The sequence below is a fragment of the Mesorhizobium sp. MC2-1-1 genome, assembly GCF_057597255.1.
On the sequence record NZ_CP195205.1, the window covers coordinates 2,914,249 to 2,933,125 of the forward strand.

General features: G+C 63.7%; 19 protein-coding genes. 8 read left to right on the forward strand and 11 right to left on the reverse strand.

From position 1 onward, the window contains the following. Positions 1–319: 319 nt before the first annotated feature. From ACR64R_RS14475 to ACR64R_RS14485, 3 genes are all read right to left on the reverse strand, one after another. On the reverse strand, positions 320–880 hold the full coding sequence (locus tag ACR64R_RS14475) for a DUF4142 domain-containing protein (RefSeq protein WP_487362289.1): 561 nt from the start codon (positions 878–880) through the stop codon (positions 320–322). A gap of 320 nt (positions 881–1,200) precedes the next feature. Continuing rightward, on the reverse strand, positions 1,201–1,743 hold the full coding sequence (locus tag ACR64R_RS14480) for a GNAT family N-acetyltransferase (RefSeq protein ID WP_487362290.1): 543 nt from the start codon (positions 1,741–1,743) through the stop codon (positions 1,201–1,203). A gap of 39 nt (positions 1,744–1,782) precedes the next feature. After that, complete coding sequence (locus tag ACR64R_RS14485; RefSeq protein ID WP_487362291.1) at positions 1,783–2,778, reverse strand: transglycosylase SLT domain-containing protein; 996 nt, start codon at positions 2,776–2,778, stop codon at positions 1,783–1,785. 164 nt (positions 2,779–2,942) lie between these two features. Here ACR64R_RS14485 and ACR64R_RS14490 point away from each other — a divergent pair, with 164 nt between their 5' ends. Beyond that, positions 2,943–3,512 carry a methylated-DNA--[protein]-cysteine S-methyltransferase gene (locus ACR64R_RS14490; protein ID WP_487362292.1) on the forward strand — a complete coding sequence of 190 codons (570 nt, stop codon included), beginning with the start codon at positions 2,943–2,945 and terminating at the stop codon, positions 3,510–3,512. Between the two features lie 109 nt (positions 3,513–3,621). On the opposite strand, the gene ACR64R_RS14495 is transcribed toward ACR64R_RS14490, so the two are convergent. Continuing rightward, positions 3,622–3,951 (reverse strand): hypothetical protein, encoded by a 330-nt coding sequence (locus tag ACR64R_RS14495; protein ID WP_487362293.1) that lies wholly within the window; start codon positions 3,949–3,951, stop codon positions 3,622–3,624. A gap of 280 nt (positions 3,952–4,231) precedes the next feature. Here ACR64R_RS14495 and ACR64R_RS14500 point away from each other — a divergent pair, with 280 nt between their 5' ends. Further along, positions 4,232–4,444: a cold-shock protein gene (locus tag ACR64R_RS14500; RefSeq protein WP_027168154.1), complete on the forward strand. Its 213-nt coding sequence runs from the start codon at positions 4,232–4,234 to the stop codon at positions 4,442–4,444. Between the two features lie 398 nt (positions 4,445–4,842). Here ACR64R_RS14500 and ACR64R_RS14505 read toward each other — a convergent pair whose 3' ends face one another. The 3 genes from ACR64R_RS14505 to ACR64R_RS14515 all read right to left on the reverse strand — a co-directional run bounded on the left by ACR64R_RS14505 (position 4,843) and on the right by ACR64R_RS14515 (position 7,309). Beyond that, complete coding sequence (locus ACR64R_RS14505) at positions 4,843–5,451, reverse strand: glutathione S-transferase family protein (protein ID WP_487362294.1); 609 nt, start codon at positions 5,449–5,451, stop codon at positions 4,843–4,845. Between the two features lie 104 nt (positions 5,452–5,555). Continuing rightward, positions 5,556–6,416: an EAL domain-containing protein gene (locus ACR64R_RS14510; RefSeq protein WP_487362295.1), complete on the reverse strand. Its 861-nt coding sequence runs from the start codon at positions 6,414–6,416 to the stop codon at positions 5,556–5,558. Further along, positions 6,413–7,309, reverse strand: coding sequence for an EAL domain-containing protein (locus ACR64R_RS14515; protein WP_487362296.1), 897 nt, complete (start codon positions 7,307–7,309; stop codon positions 6,413–6,415). The genes ACR64R_RS14510 and ACR64R_RS14515 overlap by 4 nt, the downstream gene beginning before the upstream one ends. A 201-nt stretch (positions 7,310–7,510) precedes the next feature. Here ACR64R_RS14515 and ACR64R_RS14520 point away from each other — a divergent pair, with 201 nt between their 5' ends. Further along, entirely contained in the window at positions 7,511–8,713 is a 1,203-nt protein-coding gene (locus tag ACR64R_RS14520) for a pyridoxal phosphate-dependent aminotransferase (protein WP_487362297.1), read from the forward strand. 63 nt (positions 8,714–8,776) lie between these two features. On the opposite strand, the gene ACR64R_RS14525 is transcribed toward ACR64R_RS14520, so the two are convergent. Both ACR64R_RS14525 and ACR64R_RS14530 read right to left on the reverse strand, forming a co-directional pair. After that, positions 8,777–9,172: a (R)-mandelonitrile lyase gene (locus ACR64R_RS14525; protein WP_487362298.1), complete on the reverse strand. Its 396-nt coding sequence runs from the start codon at positions 9,170–9,172 to the stop codon at positions 8,777–8,779. Between the two features lie 4 nt (positions 9,173–9,176). Next, positions 9,177–9,857: a methyltransferase family protein gene (locus ACR64R_RS14530; protein WP_487362299.1), complete on the reverse strand. Its 681-nt coding sequence runs from the start codon at positions 9,855–9,857 to the stop codon at positions 9,177–9,179. A 203-nt stretch (positions 9,858–10,060) separates the two neighbouring features. On the opposite strand from ACR64R_RS14530, the gene ACR64R_RS14535 reads away from it, so the two are divergent. The 4 genes from ACR64R_RS14535 (at position 10,061) to ACR64R_RS14550 (ending at position 16,079) form a co-directional block, all read left to right on the forward strand. Continuing rightward, positions 10,061–10,849, forward strand: coding sequence for an alpha/beta fold hydrolase (locus tag ACR64R_RS14535; RefSeq protein WP_487362300.1), 789 nt, complete (start codon positions 10,061–10,063; stop codon positions 10,847–10,849). 260 nt (positions 10,850–11,109) lie between these two features. Continuing rightward, on the forward strand, positions 11,110–12,639 hold the full coding sequence (locus ACR64R_RS14540; RefSeq protein ID WP_487362301.1) for a putative bifunctional diguanylate cyclase/phosphodiesterase: 1,530 nt from the start codon (positions 11,110–11,112) through the stop codon (positions 12,637–12,639). A gap of 223 nt (positions 12,640–12,862) precedes the next feature. Continuing rightward, positions 12,863–14,911, forward strand: coding sequence for an elongation factor G (locus tag ACR64R_RS14545; protein WP_487362302.1), 2,049 nt, complete (start codon positions 12,863–12,865; stop codon positions 14,909–14,911). A gap of 670 nt (positions 14,912–15,581) precedes the next feature. Then, the gene (locus ACR64R_RS14550; protein ID WP_487362303.1) at positions 15,582–16,079 is read left to right on the forward strand and encodes a methyltransferase family protein; all 498 of its coding nucleotides are present in this window, start codon (positions 15,582–15,584) and stop codon (positions 16,077–16,079) included. A gap of 70 nt (positions 16,080–16,149) precedes the next feature. Here the strand turns inward: ACR64R_RS14550 and ACR64R_RS14555 are convergent, their stop codons facing one another. Further along, positions 16,150–17,046, reverse strand: a complete 897-nt coding sequence (locus ACR64R_RS14555) for a LysR family transcriptional regulator (RefSeq protein ID WP_487362304.1) — start codon at positions 17,044–17,046, stop codon at positions 16,150–16,152. A 72-nt stretch (positions 17,047–17,118) separates the two neighbouring features. Next, a complete protein-coding gene (gene trxB / locus ACR64R_RS14560) occupies positions 17,119–18,096 on the reverse strand; it encodes a thioredoxin-disulfide reductase (RefSeq protein WP_487362305.1) in 978 nt (325 codons plus the stop codon). Between the two features lie 273 nt (positions 18,097–18,369). Here trxB and ACR64R_RS14565 point away from each other — a divergent pair, with 273 nt between their 5' ends. Then, on the forward strand, positions 18,370–18,846 hold the full coding sequence (locus ACR64R_RS14565; RefSeq protein WP_487362306.1) for an Lrp/AsnC family transcriptional regulator: 477 nt from the start codon (positions 18,370–18,372) through the stop codon (positions 18,844–18,846). The last annotated feature ends 31 nt before the right edge of the window (positions 18,847–18,877 follow it).

An 18,877-nucleotide genomic window follows, 5' to 3' on the forward strand; every position in this document is an offset into this window, starting at 1 on the left:
GGAGGAGATTATCGCGACGGCGGGGGAACGCCAGCGGCGACTTACCCTTCTCCCCTTGTGGGCGGGCGGTTCGGTATTTGCCAGGGTTGATGGACAGCGCGCAACGTAGCGATCCTTCTCGCCCCCCTCTGTCCTGCCGGACATCTCCCCCACAAGGGGGGAGATCAGATGTCGCCCTGGCTTTCGCCAATCGTCAACGTCGCAGAACGAGCGGGGCGCCGAAGCCGCCAATCTCCCCCCCAGTGGGGGAGATGTCCGGCAGGACAGAGGGGGGCGCCGTAGAGCGTCACTGTCGCCCGCTTGCCCAACACGGGATTCCTCACTGATGCGCCACCGCCAGTTCCTTCACATGCTTCTCGTGCATCGTGAGCACCGGCAGCGTTTTCTTGGCGAATTCCTTCATCGCCGGGTCGTCGCCGGAATTGGCATAGGTGGAAAACAGCGCAACCGCTTGCGTGTGCGCATCCATCTGCATCTTGATGTATTTGGTGTCGAACGCCTTGCCGGTGGCAGCTTTCAGCTCGTCGAGCATCTGCTGCTCCTTCGGCTGCAGCGCCGGGCCGGTGGGCTTGATCGAGGCGGTGGTCTGGCCCTGGCTGAGCGCGGCCTTGAAGTCCTCGGCAACTTTGGTGTGGTCCTTGATCATCCCGTCGGCGAAAGCCTTTACGTCGGCCGATGCCGACTTCTCCTGCGCAAGCTTGCTTGACGCGATCTCGAACATGTTGGCGTTGGGCACGGTCGTGACGAAGGTCTGGGTGTCGACCTTATTCGCGGTCACCATCGGTCCCACGGCGTCTGAGTTGGTGTCGTTCGACTGGGCGAACGCGGCGGGCGCGCCGGCAACAAGCGCGACGGCAACCAGGGGCAGCAGCGTTTTCATCTCGATCTCCGGTCCGAAACAGCCCCTCCGCTATCTCCAACGCGGGATTGGCCCCCAGGTTGCCTGAAAACCCGGGTGGCCTGAAAAGGCGCCGTACCCGCCCGGCTTTGCAGCCCCTAATCGGCTAAACCTTCCGCCTCGCGGCAAGACTTCGCGCGAAAGCGGACGGGCTCCGAAACCCCCGCCCCGGAGCCCGCCTGGGAGTGGCTGACGCATGCCGGCACAGCCTCCTCCGACGCCTTGCCAGCGTCGATCCGCCGATCGGCCGCCCGGCACGACAACGAATTAGCATGACCCGACGTCAGCCTATGTGAAGGGGTTCACAATGGCCGCGCGCAACTAGCTGCAGCGCCACTTCTTGCAATCAGCCCTTCCCAGTCGACCGGGATCATGCCGAGCCGCTCGTAGAGGCTGCAGGCCGCGCCGTTCTTCACCGTGTTGGTCTTGAGATCGACATGGGCCGCCCCGCGCTCGCGAAAAGCCAGGAATACGTGGCGCATCAGCGCCTCCCCGATGCCTTGCCTTCTGGCCTCAGGATGGACTGCGAGATCCTTGACGAAGCCAGACGCCCAGCACATCGCCGCGCCCGCCAGCAGGCCCTTGCCGTCGATCACCAGGAAACAAAGGTCGGGGTCGAACTCGACGTCGCCTAGGATGCGCGGCCACCAGTCCTCGAACGGCCCGTCGGCGCCGTCGTCGAACACCTCTTGCAACAGTGCGTGAAGAGCATGCGCGTCCCGATGCTCGAAAGCGCGCATCACGAAGCCCTGCGGCCAATCCGGCGCGGTCAGCGTGTCGTCGAGCAGCTTGCGCAGACGGATGTCGTTGGGCGCCGGCGGGCGGGGCGTTGTCTTCTCATGCAAGGCGCTGTCCCGAAACGCCGCGCGTGGCCCGACGGCGGCTCAGGCGCCCGGCGGCAGGCGGTGCCGCCCGCGGTCGACGCCAAGGCCCGTCGCCTCGAGCAGGCCCTTGCGCTTGGCGTCGTAGTAATAGCCGGTCTGGTAGAGCATGTCGGCCCGCTTGGCGTTGCCGCCCGATACCAGCCAGGCGCCGCGCAGATATTTCACCGCGTATTTGAGATTGGTCTCGGCGTCGAACAGGCCGGTCGCCGGGCCGTCATAGCCCATGCCACGCGCCGTCGCGTGCTTGATCTGCATCAGCCCCCAATGGCCGTTATTGTAGGCTTTCGGGTTGAAGGTGCTCTCGCGGTTGACGACATGGCGCACCAGATCGATCGGCACCTGATAGAGCGCCGAATATTTCGCGATCAACCGCTCGATCTCGCCGCGCGGGCCGCTGGCCTGCTGATCGGGCTGGCCGGGCGCCGCCAGCAGCGCCGGATTATCCGGCGCCACATAGGCGACCTGCTGGACGCCCGGCATCGGCGCGACCTTCGCCGTCTGGCCCGTGAGCGGCATGGCGACGCCCGCGGTCGTATAGACCGCTGCCTGCTTGATGGATGCCGCTTGCTTGATCGAGCCGGGGCCGGTCGGCGAGCCGCCGGCCGTCAGCACCGGCGGCGGCGGAAACTTGCCGGCCATCGGCGTCGCTCCGGCAAAGGCGGCGGGCTGCGCCATAACCATGGCGGATTGGGGCGTGCCGGGCTGGACAGGCGGCGGCAACAGCGCGCCTTGCGTCGCCGGCGCGCCCGGCGTGGTCGCCATGGCGACGGCATCGCCGGCCAGCGCGGCGGTCTGCACCTGCGCGAGGCCTGATGGCTCCGGCAGCACGGCCACGGTCTCGGGCAGCGCGACCGTCGGCGTGTCGTCGGCGACGGCAGGCGTCGAGGCCTCCGCGAGCGCGGGGGTGGCCTTCATCTGCGAGGTCGAGGTGCATCCGCTGAGACCAGCAGCGGCAACTAGCACGCCGATCGCGGTGATTATAATTTTAGCTGGCAAGCCGTGCGGGTCCGGTTTGTCGGTTGTTAAGGAGTCCTTACACCACCGATTCACGTCCCGCAATCGGGGCGCCCAGACGGTTTTCGGGTGGCGGCAAAAGGGCAAAAATGCCATATCGTTCTGGATACGTACCGGTTTTTCGCCGTTTTGCGGAGGAATATGCCATGAAACCCACATCCGAGATCACGGCCGGCCACGCAGTGTTAGAAACAGTGATCGGGTTCATGGGCATCGCCTGGAACGAGAAGGGCCTGATCCGGCTCTGCCTGCCCGAACGCAGCCGCGAGGCGATCGAGCGGCGGCTGTTCCGCCACCCGGGCGTTTCGACCGCGACCGGGCAGCCGCGATGGGTGGTCGAGCTGATCGCCTCGATCAAGGCTTACGCGGCCGGCGAGGATGTCGACTTCTCCGATGTGCCGGTCGACCTCGAAGGCGTCGACGATTTTCGCCTCGCCATCTACGACGCGGCCCGCAAGCTCGGCTTCGGCGAAACCACCACCTATGGCGAGCTGGCCAGGCGCGCCGGCCATGCCGGGCTTGCCCGCGAGACGGGCGCGGCCCTCGGCGCCAATCCGGTGCCGCTTGTCATTCCATGCCACCGTATCCTGGCGGCCGGCGGCAAGATCGGCGGCTTCTCCGCGCCGGGCGGCTCGGCCACCAAGGAAAAGATGCTGGCGATGGAAGGCGTTCGCGTCGGCCCGCCGCCAGTCGCGCAGGCCTCGTTCGGGTTCTAAGGGCGCGGGAACAACCAGGTCCGTAGCCAGACCTCGTGTTGAGCCAGCAGGCTCCCGGACAGGCTGCGAGAGCCGCGCCGTTTCGAACGGCGCCGCCCCTGTCAGGGCGTCAGTCGTTGTGCAGGAACCGGCGATGGAAGCGTCGATCGAAATCCGGCCGCTTGCAGACATAGACCGCGCAGGATTTGGTGTCGGCGCTGGGCACATAGGCGCGCGACCTCACCTCGCCCGCGTCGCAGAAGCGCTCGTCGCGCACGTAGCGATCGTAGAGCGGCAGGCCGGGCACGCGGGTCGACTGGTAGCGCAGGATGACGGCGCCCTGCCTGGCGATCGTCGCCTGCACCCGGCCGCAGCTCATGCGCGTCGGATCGTAGCGCGACACCGCCTGCGCCTCGGCGGCCACCAGAAGCAGGCAGGCGGCAAGCAGAACGGTCTTCATGGTTTCCTCCCTGGATCGGCGAGCATCTCATCCCTCCACAACGCGCGGCCGCTGTCAAAACTTCCGTGCGCCGCTTCCATGGCCTTCGAGACGGCTGAAGGCCGCTTCGAAGCGACCCGTCTTGTTTTCTTGCAAAAACTGTCTTATATCCGGGGCATTGAATTTGGCCGATCGATCGGGCCGCGATCTTCGCGTTTGCTGACGTCTATCTCCAAAGTTTCGATACCGCCGGCCGGACGTTGGTCCGGTCAAACCAAAGCAAATGTGAAGGGCATTCTATATGGCAACTGGTACGGTCAAGTGGTTCAACGCCACTAAGGGCTACGGCTTCATCCAGCCCGACAATGGCGGCGCGGACGTTTTCGTCCATATCTCCGCTGTTGAGCGCGCTGGCATGACCAGCCTGGCTGAAGGCCAGAAAATCAACTTCGAGATCGAGCAGGACCGCCGCACCGGCAAGTCCGCTGCTGGGTCTCTGAGCAAGGCAGCCTGATTTGGCGATAGCGCGCGCCGGACGGAGGTTCGGGGCGCGCGGCAAGTCACGGATGTACTGACGGTCGCGCGAGAAGCGCGCCGGAGCGAAAAGACCCGACAAGCTGGAACAGCAGATAGCTGCCAGCCCGGACAGGACGCTCCCGATCAGGCTACCGGCATAGGAAGGCGGGCATTGCCCGCCTTTTTTGTTGTCTGGATTCGAAGTTGCTTCCTTCCCGCGTTTTGACGGGGAGAGTGCCAGGCAGAGCGATGAGGGGCAGCGCTCACGTTTCAGAACTGCCATTGGCCGATTTTGCAAGGCCGGGGCCGCCCGTCGTCTGGCGGCCGCCATCTTCTCGCCCTCTACGGGGATAAGGAAGCTGTCGCCGACGCTTTCGCCAATCACCTGCGCCGTCTTTAAGGCGCCCACTCGATCGGCACATGTCCCTTGTCGGCTTCCACCCGCTTCAACCACTCCACGACGGCCGGATAGGCATCGAGCTGGAAGCCGCCCATCCCGGCAGTATGAGTATAGGCATACAAAGCGATGTCGGCGACACTGCAGGTGTTGCCGGCGAAGAATGCGTTTTGTTGCAGGTGGGTGTTCATCACCCCGAGCGCCTTGTTGCCGCGCTCCAGCGTCTGCGCCAATCGTTCCGGCGTGGCATCCTTTGCACGTTCCGGAAAGGTCAGCAGCGCCTTGCGCACCGCGATATAGGGCTCATGGCTGTATTGCTCGAAGAAAAGCCATTGGTAAGCGAGCGCGCGTTCGTATTTGTCGGCCGGCAGGAAGCGCGTGCCCTCGGCAAGATAAAGCAGGATGGCGTTGCTCTCGGCAATGCGCCTGCCGTCGTCGAGCTCGAGCATCGGCACCATCGCGTTCGGATTCTTGGCGAGATAGTCGGGCTTGCGCGTCTCGCCGGTGTGCGAGCTCACCTCGACCCGGATGAAGGGAATGCCGAGCTTGGCCATCAAAAGCCGCGGCTTGTAGCAATTGCCGCTGTCGGCCATGTCGTAAAGGATCATGCCTCTTGCCCTCTCCTGATCTCCAGAAGGCTCTAACGCGCCGGCTGTGTCTCATCCAGTGAGTTGTTTTTGAGGATAAGCATCTGCTTCCTTTCGGATCAACATCAGGGCTGCTTGTGCAGGGGCAAGACCTTGTTGGCGGCGTCGAGCAGGTCGTCGACAGACAGCGGCTCTTCCTTGAAGACGGTCCCGGCTAGCGCCGGGCGGGCCAGGTGAAAACCTTGCAACAGGTCGACGCCGCCCTCGAGCGCCACGCGCAGGTGTTGAGCGTGTTCTATGCCCTCGACCAGCACTTTGGCGCCGCGCTCATGCAGCATCCCCACCAACGGCCGGAAGAAGCGCTCGGCGGCTGCGTGGCGGCAGAGCTCGGCAAACCAGGCGCCGTCGATCTTGACGATGTCGGGCGCAAGCAGATTGATCCGCGCCTCGGTCGAATGTCCCGTGCCGAAATCGTCGATGGCGATACGGATGCCATCGCGCCGCATCTCGCGCACCAGGCTGACAAGAACACGGTCGTCGGCCGCCTGTTCGGTGATCTCGCAGACCAGCAGGCCCGGCTCCAGCCCGAAATCGCCCAGATGCCTAGTCATGAGCCGGATTTCAGCCAGCGCCCGCCCGAGATGGTCGTTGATCATAGGATTGTAGTTGAAGAACAGCGTGAGCCCCTCGACGCCGATGTTGCGGTAGTTCCCGAGATGCAGCATCCGGCACATCGTTTCGACAAACAGCCGGTCGGATGCGGAAATGCCGCCGAAGAAGTTCGACGTGGCCACCGGCTCGGCGACGCGGCGCGGCTCGATCAGCCCCTCGACCGCGACTGCTCTGAGTACCCTGCCCTCCGGTGCGAAGATGGGCTGATAGGCGCTCCACAGCCGGAATTCGCCGTAGATGCCGAACTGAAGGCCGATCTCGTCGGCGAAGATCGCCTTGGCGACATCGCGCCGCCTCTCACGCTTTTGGTTCATGGCGCGACCTTGCGCCCGAACACTCTTGCCGGCCGCGCCTGCGATGCCGGAGCCGCCGCTTCGGTCGATGGCTCGCTTCCCTCGGTCGCGGACAGCTGCGCCCCCTTGCCGAAGACGCGAAAGCTGGTGGGGGCAAGTTCGGGCCGGGCAAGCACATAGCCTTGCACCATGGAAGTGCCGGACCGCTCGGCGAGCTCCAGTTGCCAGCTTTCCTCGAGACCTTCGAAGACGGTGCGGATGCCCTGGGTCTCGAAGCCCTGCACCATCGCCGTCAGCAGCGCGAAGCCGGCGCCGGATTCCATCAGGTGGGTGATCCAATGCGCATCGAACTTGACGATGTCAGGCTTGAGTTCCTTGATCCGGTTGATGTCGGATTCATCGGCGCCATAGTCGTCCACCGCGATGCGGAAGCCATTGGCCCTCAGCGCCTCGACAAACTCGTAGAGCGTCTCCTGCGAGGCCGATTTCTGCTCGGTGACCTCGCAGACGATGCGGCGCGGATCGATGCCGGCTTCATGCAGCACCAGCCTCATGTCGCGCAACGCCTTGTCGGCAATGCCGCGATCGGTGAACACCGACGGGTCGAAATTGATGAAGATGGACGCCTCTTCCGGCAGGCAGGCGCGGGCGTTCAGAAGATGCAGCGTGCGCGTCAGCGCCTCGATATGCAGGCGGTCACCAGCCGGGCAAGTGCCGAAAAATGCCCGCGGCGATTGCGGCTCGCCGTCGCGGAACGGCCGGATCAGACCTTCGAACGCGACGACCGAAAGCTTGCCCTCCGTGAAGGCGAATATCGGCTGGAACGCGCTCTGCAGAGTATAGATGCCCCAGACACCGGTCGAGGTGCCGTCGTCATGATGGATGATCTGGGCAAGCCCGATACTGCGCGACAAAGCTTCCTCGTTCCGCGCGACTGGCGCAATTCGATCCGCGATCCTGCCAGCCAAGGGTTTAACGGCCGTTGATGAATTTAGCGTTGCCGCTCACGCCTCCTTGACCCCTGGCTCATCGCACAATGCTTGCGCTTGTCCCCATGATGCGACATGAGAGGCGCCGCGGCCGCTCCTGGCCGCTTTCCTAGGAGACATCCAGTCATGGCCTTTCTCGCCGACGCCCTTTCCCGCGTTAAGCCTTCCGCGACCATCGCGGTGACGCAGAAAGCGCGCGAGCTGAAAAATGCCGGCCGTGACGTGATCGGCCTCGGCGCCGGCGAGCCGGACTTCGATACGCCCGACAATATCAAGAATGCGGCGATCGAGGCGATCCGCCGCGGCGAGACCAAATACCCGCCGGTTTCCGGCATCGCGCCGCTGCGCGAGGCGATCGCCAAGAAATTCAAGCGAGAGAACAATCTCGACTATCGGCCGGAGCAGACCATCGTCGGCACCGGCGGCAAGCAGATCCTGTTCAATGCCTTCATGGCGACCCTGAACCCGGGCGACGAGGTCATCATCCCGCGCCCCTACTGGGTGAGCTATCCCGAAATGGTGGCGATCTGCGGCGGCACGTCAGTCTTCGCCGATACCTCGATCGACAACGGCTTCAAGCTCACCGCCGAGGTGCTGGAAAAGGCGATCACACGGAAGACCAAATGGCTGTTGATGAACTCGCCGTCGAACCCCTCGGGCGCCGCCTACACGGAGGCCGAGCTGCGGGCATTGGCCGACGTGCTGCTCAGGCACCCGCATGTCTGGACACTGACCGACGACATGTACGAGCACCTGACCTATGGCGACTTCGTCTTCAAGACAATCGCCGAGGTCGAGCCGAACCTCTATGAGCGCACGCTGACCATGAACGGCGTGTCGAAAGCCTATGCCATGACCGGCTGGCGCATCGGCTATGCCGCAGGCCCGGTGCCGCTGATCAAGGCCATGGACATGATCCAGGGCCAGCAGACCTCGGGCGCCTGCACCATCGCACAGTGGGCTTCGGTCGAGGCGCTCAACGGGCCGCAGGACTTCATTGCGAAGAACAAGGCGATCTTCCAGGGCCGGCGCGACCTCGTGGTCTCGATGCTCAACCAGGCGCGCGGCATCTCCTGCCCCTCGCCAGAAGGCGCCTTCTACGTCTACCCGTCCTGCGCCGAGCTGATCGGCAAGAAGACCAAGGCCGGCAAGGTGATCGACACCGACGAAGCCTTCTGCTCGGAACTGCTCGACGCCGAAGGCGTGGCGGTGGTTTTCGGCTCGGCCTTTGGCCTCGGTCCGAATTTCCGTATCTCCTACGCCACGTCGGAAACCTTGCTGGAGGAAGCCTGCACGCGCATCCAGCGCTTCACCGCCTCGCTGACCTGATCGGCGCGAAGCCGTCAGGCGTGAAGAACCCGGCTTCAGGCCGGGTTTTTTGTCGGGCCTGTCCTAACCGCCATATTGTCCGTCGGACACTTGCTCCAGCCAATCGGCTTGGACGCCATCCAGCGCCTCCTGCATGGCGATATGGGTCATCGCGGTTTTCCGCCCGGCGCCGTGCCAGTGTTTCTCACCGGGCGCGAAGGAAATGACGTCTCCCGCCCTGATCGTCTGGATCGGCTCGCCCCAGCTCTGCGCAAGTCCCGCGCCGGCGGTGACGTAGAGCGTCTGCCCAAGCGGATGCGTGTGCCAGTAAGTGCGCGCGCCGGGCTCGAAACTGACCAGTGTCGCCCTCAGCCGCGCCGGCGCTTCCTTCTCGATGATCGGCGTCTGCAGCACCCGCCCGGTGAAATAGGTCTCCGGCGCGATGATCGTCGGCACGCTGCCGCACGCAATGATCTTCATTGTCTCAATCCTCGAACTGATGCCGCATCGGCGGTCGCTCGCCCTCATGTGACTTTGCTTCCATGCCGCGCGCGACGCAACCGCTTCCGCGCCGCGGCATGGCGCATCGGCCACGGTGACCTGATCTTGACAGCCGTGGCCAGAACAGGCCGGCTCGGTTGCGGTGGGCAGCGTAGGCGTCGGCCATTTCCGTTCGCGAGAACTTCTTTTCCTCGTCCAGCGCGGCGATCAGATAAAGCACGAATATCACGGCAACCGGCGCCACCGCCCAGATCGACCAAGTCGCGATGCCCCAGCCGGCCCAAAAGATGATGTAGGACGTGTAGAACGGATGGCGGAGGTAGAAGAACGGGCCGTCAGTCACCAGGCCATGCGGATTGTCGGCATCGAAGACGAAGCGCAGCCCCGCCTTGCGCGACTTCGAAATCGCCCACCAAAACAGCGCCGAACTCGCCAGTTGAACCGCCAGCCCTACGATCTTGGCTAACGGCGGCTGCGGCAGGATCCATATGAGCGCCAGGAAAAACAGCGCCGTGGCGGCCACGACCACCGAGATTATCGTGGCGCCCGAGGACATGCCCGATGATTGAAAATGGGCACGCATCGACCACAGATACTGGCCTACCGTAGCGATGCCGACGATCGAGACAAGAAGGTCGAGCCCGCGTTCCACGTCCATCTCCATGAGCACACCTAGAATTCGAGGACACAATAGCCGTTACCGTACATTAGTCTTTTCTTAACCAATAACCTAAAGCCCGTGTAGACCGGGTAATGCGATGTTGGAGGCTGCGCAATACTAAGGTTCTATGCACCATGGCCATTGCCGAGCGCACGATCAGCACCCCGCAGGCCGATTTGCGCGTTAGCGAATCGGCGGGACCAGGCATGCCCATCGTGATGATCCACGGGTCCGGCGCCTCGCGCGCCGTGTTTGCCCGCCAGTTCGAAAGCCCGCTTGCCGACGCCCACCGGCTAATCGCTTTCGATCTCCCGGGCCACGGCCAGTCCTCGGACGCAGCCGACCCGGCGACGGACTATACGATCACCGGCTTGGCACGATCGGCGGCCGACCTCATCGACAACCTGGACCTCCGCCATGCCATCGTCTACGGCTGGTCGCTCGGCGGCCATGTAGCCATCGAGCTCGCAAGCTTCCATCCGGCCGTCAAGGGCCTGATGCTGACCGGCGCGCCGCCGGTGTCGAAAGGCTTCTTCGGCATGCTGCGCGGCTTCCACGCCAACTGGGACATGCTGCTGGTTTCCAAGAAACTTTATTCCGAACGCGACGCGGAACGCTTCGAGACGCTCTGCTTCGGCGACAGTGCGGACCCGTCCTTCCGTGAAACCATCCTTCGCGCCGACGGCCGCCTGCGCGCCACGGCGACACGCTCGATGATGGCCGGCAAGGGAGCCGACCAGAAGCAGGTGATCGAGCAGGCCGACTTCCCGGTTGCCATCGTCAATGGCGAGAACGACCCGTTCATCCGGCTTAACTACTTCGACACACTGGACTGCGGCACGTTGTGGGAGCAATGCCACGTCGTGCCCGGCGCCGGACACGCCCCTTTCTGGGAGCGGCCAGACCTTTTCAATCCGATCCTGTCGCGCTTTGCCGGATGGGTGGCGGCACAAGATGCCGAGATCGTCTTGCCAGCCCGGCACCGCGCAGGCTGACGCCTCGTGCCTTGGTTTCGCTTTGCAGGGAGGAGTTAAACCGGCTCGGGGCAGCTGCCGAGCGACAGCCCGATTCCACGCCGCGGCATCGCGCATACCGCCAAATTAGAATGTCTAAGAACCGTCATATATCGTTGCTTTTTAACCATAAAATCGCGATGATACCCCTCCGACGAAAGAATGGACTGAGGCAGCGGTCGCGCTCAGTATTTCTTAACGGCTGAGGTCCAAGCCATGGCGCGTGCTGTGGGGGCGCGGACATGAGTATCCTGGCGACGATCAAGGATCATAGCGGCCGTATCTACCGCGGCATCCAGGCCTTGCTCGTGATGAGTATCGCCGCCACCGGGCTCGCGGCCTTCGCGCTGACGGAGAACACCTCCCGCGCCGGCGCGCTGACGATGGCGGCGGCCTCCACCTCGATGGCGCTTCTGGTGCTGATGTACATGCGCTCAAGCGTCGTCCAACGCCTGCAATCGGCGGAGAACGCCGAGGCCGAGAAGCACCGCTTTCTCACCATCGATGCCATGACCGGAGCCATGACCCGGCGCTATTTCATGGAGGCGATGCGTGACCGGCTGGGCGGCTTGCGCAACCGCCGCCAGGCAGGCCTGCTTCTGATCGACCTCGATCACTTCAAGCAGCTCAACGACACGTTCGGCCATCAGTTCGGCGATCTGGCGCTGGCGCATCTGGTCACGGAAGCGCAACGCATTTTCGAGGACGGCGTCATCGGCCGGCTCGGCGGCGACGAGTTCGGCGTCATGGTTCCGCATGGCGACGCCGCCGTCATCAACAAGGACGTGCGCCGGCTGCTGGATGCGATGCGGGCCGGTAAGAGACATGAAGGCAAGATCGTTCCGCTGTCGATCTCGGTTGGTGTCGCGCTGGCGCCGCTGCATGCTTCGAACGGCGCTGAATTGATGCTGCTGGCCGATCTCGCGCTCTATGAGAGCAAGGCCGGCGGCCGCGGTTGCGTCACCGTCTTCGACGAGGAGATGCTGTCGGACAAACGCTATCGCCGGCTGGTGGAGCGCGAGCTGCGCGCCGCGATCTATCTCGGCGAGCTGGAACTCCACTACCAGCCGATCATCGACCCCGACGGCTTGGTCGACGCGCTGGAGGGATTGATCCGCTGGCGTCATCCCGTACGCGGCTTGATCTCGCCGGCGGAATTCATCGCGATCGCGGAGCGCTCGACGCTGATCGACATGATAGGCGAATGGGTTTTCAAGCGCGCCTGTGCCGATATCGGGCATTTTCCGGGACGGCGCATCTCGATCAACGTTTCCGGCGAACAGTTGAAGCGCGACGAGATCGTGACGATGTGCGACCGGGTGCTCAGCGAGACCGGCCGATCCGCCTCGCAGTTCATCATCGAAATCACGGAGACAGTGGCGACCGCCGCGACGCCCGAGGTTCTGAGGCGCTTGGAGGCGCTGCGCGGCCTCGGCTTCCACATCGCGCTCGACGACTTCGGCACCGGCCATTGCGGTTTCAACTATCTGAAGTCGCTGCCCATCGACGGCGTCAAGATCGACCGCTCCTACATAAGCAGCCTCGCCCAAGACCAAGTGGCGCAGATCTTCGTCTCGGCGCTCGCCCAGATCGCGCGCATCCAGAACATCGCCATCGTCGCGGAGGGCATCGAAACCGCGGAGGAGTTCACCCTCGCCCGGACCGCCGGCTGCAGCCGCTTCCAGGGATATTTCTTCGGTAGGCCGGCGCCTCGTGACAAGGCAAGCGCTCTGTGCGTCGCCGCTCGCGAACCGCTCGCCCTCACAGGCTGACGGACAGAGATGACGGCCTGACGAACCCTAGCAGGCGACTATCCTATTTTTCTTGCCCTCCTGGCGAACCCGTGTGACGATGGCCTTGGGAAGGGGTGCATAAACCCTGCCCGCGACGGCCGAACAGGCCGGCCGCCGCTCTGCATAGGGTGCGATCGGACGCAAAACCGGTTTCCACTTTTGCTGATCGCTCTCTTGGAAAACGCCTGAGTGGAGGTCAGCCATGGGTACTCGCGCCGGAGGACGACGCACGGGACCGAAATGCATCGCCATAGTCGGTCCCTTTGCAAGCGGTAAGACGACACTTCTCGAAGCCATCCTCGCCCGCACGGGCGCCATTCCCCGCCAGTCGCCCGTTTCATCGGGCAACACCGTTTCCGATCATTCGCCCGAGGCCCGCGCCCACGCCATGAGCGTCGAGGCGACCTTCGCCACCACCGATTTCATGGGCGAGCAGATTACCTTCGTCGATTGCCCCGGCTCCATCGAATTCGCCTTCGAGGCCGAGCCGGTGCTTGCCGCTTGCGACCTCGCGGTCGTTGTCGCCGAGGCCGACGAGAAGAAGATTCCGGCGCTTCAGCTCATCATGCGCAAGCTCGACGATCTCGCCATTCCGCGCATACTGTTCCTCAACAAGGTCGACAAGGCGATCGCGGGCGTGCGCGACACCCTGAAGATGCTGCAGCCGGCAAGTTCGGTGCCACTGCTGCTGCGCCAGATTCCGGTACGGAAGGACGGCATCGTCGTCGGCTCGATCGATCTGGCGCTGGAACGCGCCTACATCTACCGCGAATATGCCGAGAGCCAGGTCGCCGACATAGCGAACGATGACAAGGCGCGGGAGCTGGAAGCACGTTTCTCCATGCTGGAGACGCTCGCCGACCATGACGACCACCTTATGGAGCAGTTGCTGGAGGAGATCGAGCCGCCGAAGGATGCGATCTTCGACGACCTCTCGGCTGACCTGCGCGCCGGCGCCGTGACGCCGGTGCTGATCGGCACGGCCGAGAAGGGCAACGGCGTGCTGCGCCTGCTGAAGGCCATTCGCCACGACGCGCCGGATGTCGAGGCAACCAGGAAACGCCTTGGCGCGCCGGACGGCCAGACGGTGGTGCAGGTGATGAAGACCATCCACACCGCGCATGGCGGCAAGCTCTCGGTGTCGCGCGTGCTTTCAGGCCAACTGGCCGACGCAGCCGAGCTCTTCCTGTCCAACGGCGACACGGCGAAGGTTTCCGGCATCTACAGGATGCTGGGCAAGGATCAGACCAAGCTGACATCCGCCAAGGCGGGCGACACGGTCGCGCTCGGCAAGCTCGACAACGTCAAGACCGGCCACACGCTGAGTTCGATCAAGGGCGGCATCAGGCCATTGGTGACGCTCGAGCCGCCGCACCCCGTATTTGCCTTCGCGCTTCGCCCGAAGGAGCGCAAGGACGAAGTCAAGATGTCTGCGGCGATCCAGCGGCTGGCCGAGGAGGACCCCTCGCTCAGCCTGCGCCACAACCAGGATTCAGCCGAGACCGTCCTGTCAGGCCACGGCGAGATGCATCTGCGCGTGGTGCGCGAACGCCTCGAGGGCAAGAACCAGATTCCGGTCGAGGGCCATGCCCCTGCGGTGCCTTACCGCGAGACCATCCGCAAATCGACGCAGCAGCGCGGCCGCCACAAGAAGCAGTCAGGCGGCCACGGCCAGTTCGGCGATGTGGTTATTGAAATCAAGCCGCTGCCGCGCGGCTCCGGCTTCCAGTTCACCGACACCATCACCGGAGGCGTGGTGCCGAAGACCTATATCCAGTCGGTGGAGACCGGCATCCGCGACTATCTGAAGACAGGCCCGCTCGGCTTCCCGGTCGTCGACGTCGCCGTCAACCTGTCGGACGGCTCCTACCACGCGGTCGATTCCTCGGACATGGCCTTCCAGATGGCCGCCAAGCTCGCGATGAAGGAAGGCATGGCCGCCTGCTCGCCGGTCCTGCTGGAGCCAGTGATGAAGGTCGAGATCGTCACGCCCTCCGACGCGACCTCGAAGATCATCGCACTGATCCCACAGCGGCGCGGCCAGATCCTCGGTTATGACGCGCGGCCCGACTGGCCCGGCTGGGACGTCGTCGAGGCGACCATGCCGCAGGCCGAAATCGGTGACCTGATCATCGAGCTGCGCTCGGCGACCGCCGGCGTCGCCAGCTACAGGGCGGCGTTCGACCACATGGCCGAGCTCACCGGCCGCCTCGCCGACGAGGCGATGAACGCGAAGGGTAAGGCAGCCTGACCGAGTTTTTGCTGGCGGCAAAGAAACGGCGCCCGGTTGAACCGGGCGCCGTTCTTATGCGGACCGTCTTCCTGGGAGGCAACGGCAGGTCCGCCCCATCCGCAAATTGGTTCGGACGCGGTAGCTGCCTGAGCCCGGTCATTCCGAGTGATGCCCCCATCTCCCGAACCGACCAACCGCGTCCTATTGTCTACATAATCGATAGAGTGCGTCCGCGACATGTTACCCAATGTTACATGTCACTGTTACGTGGGGGATTCAGTCGTTTTTCCGCCGCCTCGAAGCCACGCGGGCAACAAAAAAGCCGGATCAATAAAGATCCGGCTGAGTTTGATTGGAAGTGCCGATTAAGGCTAACCTCCAGAGGGGAACACTCGAGGGCGCTAATGGGAGGAGAACGCGCCCTGGAGATGTGACTAGATATGTGCTCATCATGCCCAAGAAACAAGCATCTATTTTGCAACACACGCATGCAAAAAGACGCAGGCTGTGGTCCAACCTATTCCCAGAACCCATAGGACCAGAAAAATTACCGATTCCGTGCCGTTTTCGGAGCCAAAGCGCCTGCTTAAATACAAAAATCGAGCCGATTTGCTTGGAGATATAGGCGAGTCCGCAAGTGATGCCGATTTCGGCATGGAGCGGCCATTTTTTCGGCAGGAGATAGACAATGCGGGTTTTTTCAGCAATTGCCGGCAGCGCGCTATTCCTTGTCGTCGCGCCGGGTGTGGTCGCCGGAGTGGTGCCCTGGCTGCTGACCGAACATTATCGCCAGCCTCTGGCGGCTACACCGGGCCTCTTGGCCGCGGGCTCCATCCTCATGGTCGGAGCAGCAGCGGTGCTGCTCCATGCCTTCGCCCATTTTGCACTCGAAGGCCTCGGCACCCCCGCCCCGGTGGCGCCTACCCAGAAGCTGGTCGTCGGGGGCGCTTACCGCCATGTGCGTAACCCCATGTATGTCGCGGTGCTTTCGATCATCCTCGGCCAGGCGCTGCTGTTCTCGAGCTGGGCCGTCGCGATCTACGGTCTGATTGCCGCGGCAGCGATGGTCTGCTTCGTGAAACTCTATGAAGAGCCGGCGCTCACCAGCCGCTATGGGGCCCAGTACGAAGCCTACCGCCGCGCCGTGCCCGGCTGGCTCCCGCGACTGACGCCTTGGCGTGGATGATCAGCGCCGGTGGGCCGGGTTCCAGGTCATCGCCGTTCGCAGGCCGGCCTCACCGGAATATCGGCGCACCTTAGTAGGACCAGCTACGCGCCTTGGCGATGATGAAATCGCGGAAGACGTGCAGCTTCGCCTGGTTCTTCATCGCGTCGGGATAGGCGAAATAGGTGTCGAAAGACGGCACCTCGGTTTCGGGCAGCAGCTGCACAAGGTTCGAGTCCTTGTTGATCACATAATCGGGCAGCATGGCGATGCCGGCGCCGCCTTGGACCGCCCGCTTGATCGACAGGATATCGTTGATCTGCAGCGTCGGCACCCGCTGCGCGCCTTCGAAGTCCCCCACCGTCTCGAGCCAGTTCAACTCCGACAGATGCGAAGGCACCGGCACGCCGAAGGTGACGATGCGGTGGTTCCTGAGTTCGGCGATCGAGGCCGGCTTGCCGAACTTGGCGATGTAGGACGGCGCCGCGTAGAGGTGGAAGTGGACCGTGAACAGCCGACGCTGGATAAGGTCCGGCTGCTGTGGCTGGCGAAGCCGGATGGCGCAATCGGCCTGGCGCATGGTCAGGTCGAGCTCCTCATTGGCAAGGATCAGTTGCAGGCTGATCTCCGGATAGAGCTCGATGAATTCCTGTACCCGTTCGGTCAGCCAGCCGGCGCCCAGGCCAACCGTGGTCGTTACCCTGAGCACGCCCGACGGCCGGTCCTTGGTCTCGGTCAGCCGCGTCTTGATGGTTTCCAGCTTCATCAGCACGTCATGCGCCGTGCGGAACAGCATCTCGCCCTGCTCGGTCAGCACCAGCCCGCGCGCGTGGCGGTGGAACAGCGCAACTCCGACGTCATGCTCCAGCGCACTGACCTGCCGCGAGATGGCCGATTGCGACAGATGGAGCGTCTCGGCGGCATGAGTGAACGAACCAGCCTCCGCCGCGGCGTGGAATACGCGTAATTTGTCCCAGTCCAGCGCCATGATTCCCCTCGCGTTTCATTTGGCGTCTGAATGAAAAATCAGGCTTTTAAACGGCCTTTTTCAGCCGATCTGTCATTCCGCCGCTTCGCGGTGAACCTCTATGCCCGCCAGATATTTTTCCGCCTCGAGCGCGGCCATGCAACCGAGCCCCGCCGCTGTCACCGCCTGGCGGTAGACATCGTCTGTGACGTCGCCGGCGGCGAACACGCCGGGCACGTCGGTGCGGGTCGAATCCGGCGCCGTCCACAGATAGCCGTTCGGCTTCTGCTTCAGCTTGCCGGCAAAGAGCTCGACGGCTGGCGCATGTCCGATCGCGACGAACACGCCGTCGACCGGCAGCTTCGATTCCTGGCCGGTCACGACGTTGCGCAACGTCAGGCCTTCGACGGAAGGCGGCAGCGGCGCCTTGCCCGGACGGCCGGTGATCTCGTCCACGACCGTGTCCCAGATGACGCGGACATTGTCTTTCTTGAGCAGCCGCTCGCGAAGGATTCGCTCGGCGCGGAAATCGCCGCGCCGGTGGATGACGGTGACGCTCTTGGCAAGGTTAGACAGATAGAGCGCTTCCTCGACCGCGGAATTGCCGCCCCCCACCACCGCGACATCCTTGCCGCGATAGAAGAAGCCGTCGCAGGTGGCGCAGGCCGAAACGCCGAAGCCCATGAAGGTCTGCTCCGACGGAATGCCCAGCCACTTGGCCTGCGCGCCGGTGGCGATGATCAAGGCGTCCGCGGTGTAGATGGTGCCGGAATCGCCGGTGGCGCGGAACGGCCGCACATTGAGGTCGACCTCGGTGATGATGTCGTTGATGATGTCGGTGCCGACATGCTCGGCCTGCTTCAGCATCTCGCCCATCAGCCACGGGCCCTGGATCGGATCGGCGAAGCCTGGATAGTTTTCGACATCCGTGGTGATCATCAGCTGCCCGCCCTGCTGCAGCCCGGCGACCAGCATCGGCTTCAGCATGGCGCGGGCGGCATAGATCGCCGCCGTGTAGCCGGCCGGGCCGGAACCGATGATGAGAACGGGCGCATGTTTTGTATTGTCCATGAAAGGTCCCCTGCGGCGAACGGCCGTGGCTTGTCGCGTGTAATGTAAGTGTTGCCCGTGGGGCCAGCAAGGCAAGTTGACCTTCGTCCCCGGAAAGCTTCGTCCCTGCATATCGGGCCATATCGCCGATCGTCATCAACGCATTTCGCCCGGAGGCGCCCGGCCCCCGGATCACCGCATGCATCAAAACAAGGACAAATCATCGCAAAGCTATGGCCTCTGACACGAAACCAAATTACAAAATTGCGAAAGATTCTTGCGCGAAGGCCCTTCATGCCGCTGAAAGCCGACCTCGACGCCATCGACTGGAAGATCCTGCGCGAGCTGCAGAATGACGGGCGCATGACCAATGTCGAATTGTCCAGCAGGGTCGGGATCTCGGCGCCGCCCTGCCTGCGCCGGGTGAGGCGGCTGGAAGAGGCCGGCATCATCCGCGGCTATCGGGCCCTCCTCAACGCGCCGGCGCTGGGCATGGATGTCGTCGCCTTCTGCCTGATCGGCCTGCATCATCAGGCCGACGCGGAGCTGAAAACCTTCGCCGAGCGCACGCGCGGCTGGCCGATCGTGCGCGATGCCTGGATGGTCTCGGGCGAATCCGATTTCCTGCTGCACTGCGTGGCGAGCGACCTCGGCACCTTCCAGACCTTCGTTATCGAGGAGCTGGCCTCGGCCCCGAACGTGGACACGGTGCGCACCGCCTTGACCATCCGCCGCGTCAAGGACGAGGGGTTGGTGGCCTTTCCAACTTGATGGTGTGGCTAATTAAACGGCGGGCAATGGT

Bases quoted from the DNA above. Each gene is read 5' to 3' on its own strand.
- ACR64R_RS14555 (WP_487362304.1), bottom strand. From the start codon at position 17,046: ATGGCGCTGGACTGGGACAAATTACGCGTATTCCACGCCGCGGCGGAG.
- ACR64R_RS14510 (WP_487362295.1), bottom strand. From the start codon at position 6,416: ATGAACCAAAAGCGTGAGAGGCGGCGCGATGTCGCCAAGGCGATCTTC.
- ACR64R_RS14565 (WP_487362306.1), top strand. From the start codon at position 18,370: ATGCCGCTGAAAGCCGACCTCGACGCCATCGACTGGAAGATCCTGCGC.
- ACR64R_RS14540 (WP_487362301.1), top strand. From the start codon at position 11,110: ATGAGTATCCTGGCGACGATCAAGGATCATAGCGGCCGTATCTACCGC.
- ACR64R_RS14495 (WP_487362293.1), bottom strand. From the start codon at position 3,951: ATGAAGACCGTTCTGCTTGCCGCCTGCCTGCTTCTGGTGGCCGCCGAG.
- ACR64R_RS14530 (WP_487362299.1), bottom strand. From the start codon at position 9,857: ATGGAGATGGACGTGGAACGCGGGCTCGACCTTCTTGTCTCGATCGTC.
- ACR64R_RS14500 (WP_027168154.1), top strand. From the start codon at position 4,232: ATGGCAACTGGTACGGTCAAGTGGTTCAACGCCACTAAGGGCTACGGC.
- ACR64R_RS14550 (WP_487362303.1), top strand. From the start codon at position 15,582: ATGCGGGTTTTTTCAGCAATTGCCGGCAGCGCGCTATTCCTTGTCGTC.
- ACR64R_RS14520 (WP_487362297.1), top strand. From the start codon at position 7,511: ATGGCCTTTCTCGCCGACGCCCTTTCCCGCGTTAAGCCTTCCGCGACC.
- trxB (WP_487362305.1), bottom strand. From the start codon at position 18,096: ATGGACAATACAAAACATGCGCCCGTTCTCATCATCGGTTCCGGCCCG.
- ACR64R_RS14535 (WP_487362300.1), top strand. From the start codon at position 10,061: ATGCCCATCGTGATGATCCACGGGTCCGGCGCCTCGCGCGCCGTGTTT.
- ACR64R_RS14490 (WP_487362292.1), top strand. From the start codon at position 2,943: ATGAAACCCACATCCGAGATCACGGCCGGCCACGCAGTGTTAGAAACA.
- ACR64R_RS14505 (WP_487362294.1), bottom strand. From the start codon at position 5,451: ATGATCCTTTACGACATGGCCGACAGCGGCAATTGCTACAAGCCGCGG.
- ACR64R_RS14545 (WP_487362302.1), top strand. From the start codon at position 12,863: ATGGGTACTCGCGCCGGAGGACGACGCACGGGACCGAAATGCATCGCC.
- ACR64R_RS14525 (WP_487362298.1), bottom strand. From the start codon at position 9,172: ATGAAGATCATTGCGTGCGGCAGCGTGCCGACGATCATCGCGCCGGAG.
- ACR64R_RS14475 (WP_487362289.1), bottom strand. From the start codon at position 880: ATGAAAACGCTGCTGCCCCTGGTTGCCGTCGCGCTTGTTGCCGGCGCG.